The sequence below is a fragment of the Halobellus captivus genome (assembly GCF_007655485.1).
Lineage (GTDB): Archaea > Halobacteriota > Halobacteria > Halobacteriales > Haloferacaceae > Haloquadratum > Haloquadratum captivum.
This window is the reverse complement of the sequence record NZ_VJXQ01000011.1, coordinates 1-4,761: the sequence shown is the minus strand read 5'-3', so window position 1 is coordinate 4,761 and position 4,761 is coordinate 1. Positions and strand designations below refer to the sequence as shown.

4 protein-coding genes are annotated in these 4,761 nt (G+C 54.3%); 3 read left to right on the top strand and 1 reads right to left on the bottom strand.

Annotated elements, in window-relative coordinates; all coding sequences use genetic code 11:
• On the top strand, positions 1-561 hold a 561-nt coding region (locus FJT57_RS16490), incomplete at its 5' end, for a hypothetical protein (RefSeq protein ID WP_203229222.1).
• Between the two features lie 447 nt (positions 562-1,008).
• Positions 1,009-2,376, top strand: coding sequence for an MATE family efflux transporter (locus tag FJT57_RS16220; RefSeq protein ID WP_238994037.1), 1,368 nt, complete (start codon positions 1,009-1,011; stop codon positions 2,374-2,376).
• A gap of 27 nt (positions 2,377-2,403) precedes the next feature.
• On the opposite strand, the gene FJT57_RS16215 is transcribed toward FJT57_RS16220, so the two are convergent.
• A complete protein-coding gene (locus FJT57_RS16215) occupies positions 2,404-3,297 on the bottom strand; it encodes an enoyl-CoA hydratase/isomerase family protein (RefSeq protein WP_144906872.1) in 894 nt (297 codons plus the stop codon).
• Between the two features lie 274 nt (positions 3,298-3,571).
• Between FJT57_RS16215 and FJT57_RS16210 the strand changes: the two genes are divergently transcribed.
• The gene (locus tag FJT57_RS16210) at positions 3,572-4,582 is read left to right on the top strand and encodes a PdxA family dehydrogenase (RefSeq protein ID WP_144906870.1); all 1,011 of its coding nucleotides are present in this window, start codon (positions 3,572-3,574) and stop codon (positions 4,580-4,582) included.
• Positions 4,583-4,761 lie beyond the last annotated feature (179 nt).

The following is a 4,761-nucleotide window of genomic DNA, read 5'->3' as shown; positions in this document are numbered from 1 at the left end:
GGCACTCGCGAGACGTTCGACGTTGCCATCTCTGGAGATTCCGGTGGTGGATTCTTCTGGCAACCAGCTGACAACGCTCTTGTAGGCCATGTATCCCAGTTCGAGCAAGGCGTGTACTCAGCTGGGCATAAGCATCCGTGGTCGACGGGGTTGGGCTTCGTCATCCCGGCTGAGGGTGAGGGCTTCACCCTCCTGTGGAAGGGGCCAAAGCACTGGTCGGATGCCGAATTCCATATGAAACTCCCGTACAAAAAGCACACCGTGTGGACGTTCGACTCCCGCCTCTGGCACGAACACTTCAACGTCGGCGAAACGGACGACCGCTACTACGCCTGGTATCTGGGGTCGAAAAAGTGGCCGGGCTACGGTGGATGGTTCAAGCGGTGGGGTAGCTACGTCACGACACGCCGTGGGGGCTGGAACATTCCCCTGGCAGACGAGGATCCGAAAACGCTTGAGATGTTCCAGGAGGAACTTGACAAGCGGGGTCTAGAAATGAAAGATCCTGACGAGTGGCGAGAGGACCCTTGGGAGCCTGCAGAAGCTCAGTTTGACGACTGATGCATTACTCAGGACGACTGATGGATACCCTGAATTAGCCCGCTGACATTCTGTTTGAAGTTTCGGCGGTACTGGTCTCTTTTCGTACTAACTCCTCAGGGAGTGTAGTAGTGGTCAGTTCCCCGCTCAGCGGATAGTCGTAACGGGGACGGCTGACGCGGTCGCACCACCTCACGAATGAAGTACTCCATCAAGACACACGTCTCGGGGGGGCCGCAACCTGCTCGGACTAGTTCCCTAGTCCCGGCCGTGTTCTAATTACCTCAAAATGCCTAAATCGATAAGCTCACTTCCTATTTCGACAGGTCCCAGCTATGCTGCTGAATTACTGGGTGGGGAAAAGCACCAAAACCCTTTCTCGGCCTTGTGCGGTGAGTACCACTAATCTACCCCCAAGAGCGCAAACTAATTATTCCCCCTACGAGAACTGAAATAGAAGAACAATCCTTGCAACGACCACGAACACTCCTTCGGCGTACGATACACCTGGGATGGCCGATCACAATTCAACAGTTCCTGAATACGTTGATGCGGACGGTCGATATTCTAGTCACGGGAATGTTTTCGCCGGCGGCGGTCGCCGCGATCGGGTTGGCAGACATCTACACGGGTATTCTTCGGCGGGTCGGTGGTAGCCTTGGGACAGCTGCGATAGCTATTGCAAGTCAGGATACTGGTCGAGGTGCATCTACGAGCCGTGACGACGCGATAAGCCAGGCACTGATCATTGGCGCAGTTACAGGGGTCCCGTTCGTCATTCTCGGCCTTCTGTTTGGGCACCAAGCTATCGCTGTCCTCGGCGCCGACGCAGAGGTTGTCCGCCTTGGCGGGCTCTACCTGATGATCATCTTCCTCGTCGCACCAATGCGTATCGTCGGCACCGTCGCTACGTATGCGTTACAGGGGACAGGAGATACTCGAACCCCGATGCTCATCAGTGGAGTCGCAAACCTTCTCAACATTATCGCGACGGTTGGTTTGGGTCTTGGAATTGGTTTACTCCCACGTATGGGTATTCTCGGTGTAGGGCTAGCAACCGCCGGGAGCCGTGTCTTCGTAGCCCTAGCGATCTTAGGCGCATTGTACACCACCCACACTGATCCGGAGTTAACTCGACCGGCAGACATCATATTGACTCGGCAGCTCCTCGGAATTAGTCTCCCCCGCTTTGCAGAGTTGATGGTTACAACCCTCGTCGCATTTCCGTTTAACGCATTGCTGCTGACCTTCGGTACTGAGGTGAACGCGGCTTATCATATTGGGCGGCGTATTACGCAGCAAATTGCGGCACCCCTGTACCGAACATTTAGTTCCGTGTCGAGCATCGTTGTTGGACAACTTCTCGGCGAGGGAAAGCCTTCGGAGGCCCAAAACGCAGGATACGTCATCGCCATCTTTGGGCTTGGAACCGTTGGTGTCATTTCGCTTGGTGTGATGATCTACGCTCCTCGCTTGGTGACGTTATTCACGAATGATGAGGCGACCATAGGATATGCCGTGGCGTTCACACGAACATACGCTATTGTCAGCGTAGCAATGTTGATCCTTTTTGTCTTCGCGGGCGGCCTGCGAAGTGCAGGCGACACTCGAACTCCATTGTATGCCCGGTTCACGGGCCATATTGGATTAATGCTTGGATTCTCCTATCTCTCTGGTGTTCTATTCGGCTTTGGGCTCTTGGGTGTCTACACAGGGATTGTCTTAGCGTATATTTGGGCCGCTATAGTTGTGGCACTAAAATTTATTAGCGGAAATTGGACAGAGACGGCTGCTGCTTTGATCGAAGCCAGGAAGAACGTTGTAGATTCGAAATGAGTATTTTTAACAGATGATCAGGTCTAGTTACACATCGATATCTCCACTCCACTTGACGCCCTCCGTGTTTTCGTCATCTTCCCAGGTCAGTTTCTTCGGGTCATCCCAATCTAGCCATTCAATTTGATAGAAATTCACCATCTCATAAGCAGCAGCGGCATCAAGCGTCATATTCAGATGATTAATCACCCGTCGGTTAGCCGTTCGCTTTGCCCATGCCAGTGCATAGGCAGACCGCCCGAGGAGACGTTCGACAATTTCCGCAGTTTTCGTATCCAGTTCGCCTTCCGCGACTGCATAGTTAATTAACCCCATTTCGGCCAGCTCAGATGCCCTATACGGCTTTCCCAACATCAGATATTCCTTCGCTAGCGTCGGGGGCATAAATAACGGCAGCAAGGCGCTTCCGCCATCGCCTGGAACGATCCCGTACTCCATACGCATACCGTCAATCTCACCCATACTCAGGTGGTGATCTACAATCTTGGCATTTTCTTCTGCAATGATAATATCTGAAGCAAACATCAGGCTCTGCCCAAGGCCGATCGCGTCTCCGTTAACTCGTGCAACGATGGGTTTTTCACACTCTGCCATCGCTTGATGACCTCGAATGATTCCGTTTATCATACCTTCCCAGAGGTATCGCGGATCATTCTTCGAGTATTTTCCGCCTTCGGGTTTTGAGTAATCGGCAGGCGGAACTTTGAACGTCTGGCCGCTACCCGTGAGGACAATAACGCGTATTGACGAGTCCCGACGCAAATCCTCGATTGCGTCGGCAACCTCCTTCGTCATATGTATTTTCTCTGTTGGGTGGTGGAGATCCCGGGACTCTCCCTTCTCTTCCCAGTGATCTAACATTGTTACTATTGCCACCTCACCGTCTTTTTCGACGGTGATACGTTGGAATTCACTAGCCATCGTGCAGCGATAGAGGTACCAAGAACGGTTAAACTCTCGCCAAAATATCTACGCTTCGGTAGATCGCTCATCATCGTCTGAGGCGCTTCGGACCCCGTCAGTGGCTTACGGCAGGGCACGAGGTCATTCGGATTCGGATACCAACCTTTTCATTAGCGATTCACATAGTGTGTTGTGTGCTACCAACAAATTTCGTGCGAGAGATGCTAGTTGCGGATAGGCGTCGCTGCGCCAGCCAGGAGGAAGCGAATAAGGATGGCCACCGAGGTGGACGATGAACCGACCGCCGTCCATAGTTGCCATCACGATTGGGGACCCCGCCGGTATCGGACCGGAGATCGCGCTCAAGACAGCCCGAAACGTGGCACCCGAGGTGGGCGTTGTGGTTGTGGGCGACTTGGACGTCGTGCGCCGCGTGAATGAGGACTGTGACTTCGGGATTACGCTTACCGAACTTGCCGAAGTAACTCGTGAAAGGGCGACGCAGGCCGACATCGTACCGGTCATCGATCTCGATAATGTCTCTGACCACGAGTATGGTGTGGTCCGGGGTGACTACGGCCAAGCGAGCCTTGAATACCTTGAGTACGCCCTCGGGAAGGTGACAGACGGAGATCTCGACGGAGTAGTCGGGGGCCCTGTGAACGCAAAGGCGATTACCCGATCCAACTTCCGCTTTGACTCCCCCTCGAGCCTGGTGTTACACTATGCTGACGTTGATCAGTACTCCATTATGCTCAGTACAGAGGGGCTCCACGTTTCCCACGTGACGCCGGAGGTGCCGCTGAAAGACGTCCCGGACCTTGTCACGGAGGAGACAACCCTGCAGACCATACGTATGACAGAGCGCATGATGCGCGACCTAGGGACACCTGATCCACGAATCGCCATCGCCGGCCTGAACCCCCACGCTGGGCTCGACGGCCTCCGTGGAGAGGAGGACGACCGCAAGATTCGGCCTGCGATCGAACTGGCTCAGGATGAGGGTATCGACGCCGTCGGTCCGGAATCTCCGGACACAGTGTTCGCGTCGGCGCTGAATGGAGCGTTCGACGCTGTCGTCTCGATGTACCACGACCAGGGTCACATCCCAGTAAAGACCGTGGGAAGCATGGACGGCGAGATCGACGTTTCGGCGATACCGCTTGGGCTGCCATTCCCGTATTCGGCTCTTGGTCACGGCACTGCCTTCGACATCGCTGGTCACTGTGAGGCCTCACCTGCGAGTGCCGAACGGTCTATCCGACTCGTCGCTCAAATTGCGAGGAACGCGGACGCCTCCTGAGCAAACTGAGGTTCAGTGTGAGGCGACTAACTGAGACCTTAGCAGAAACACTATATTCACTAGCCTACTCGCTCCCGGATCTGCTGCTCACAGCGATCGCCATAAGAGCCAAATAGTTCGGAATTGCATAGTTGATCGTATACGAACTATGGCTGAGAAAGCACGGGAAGAAGACATTG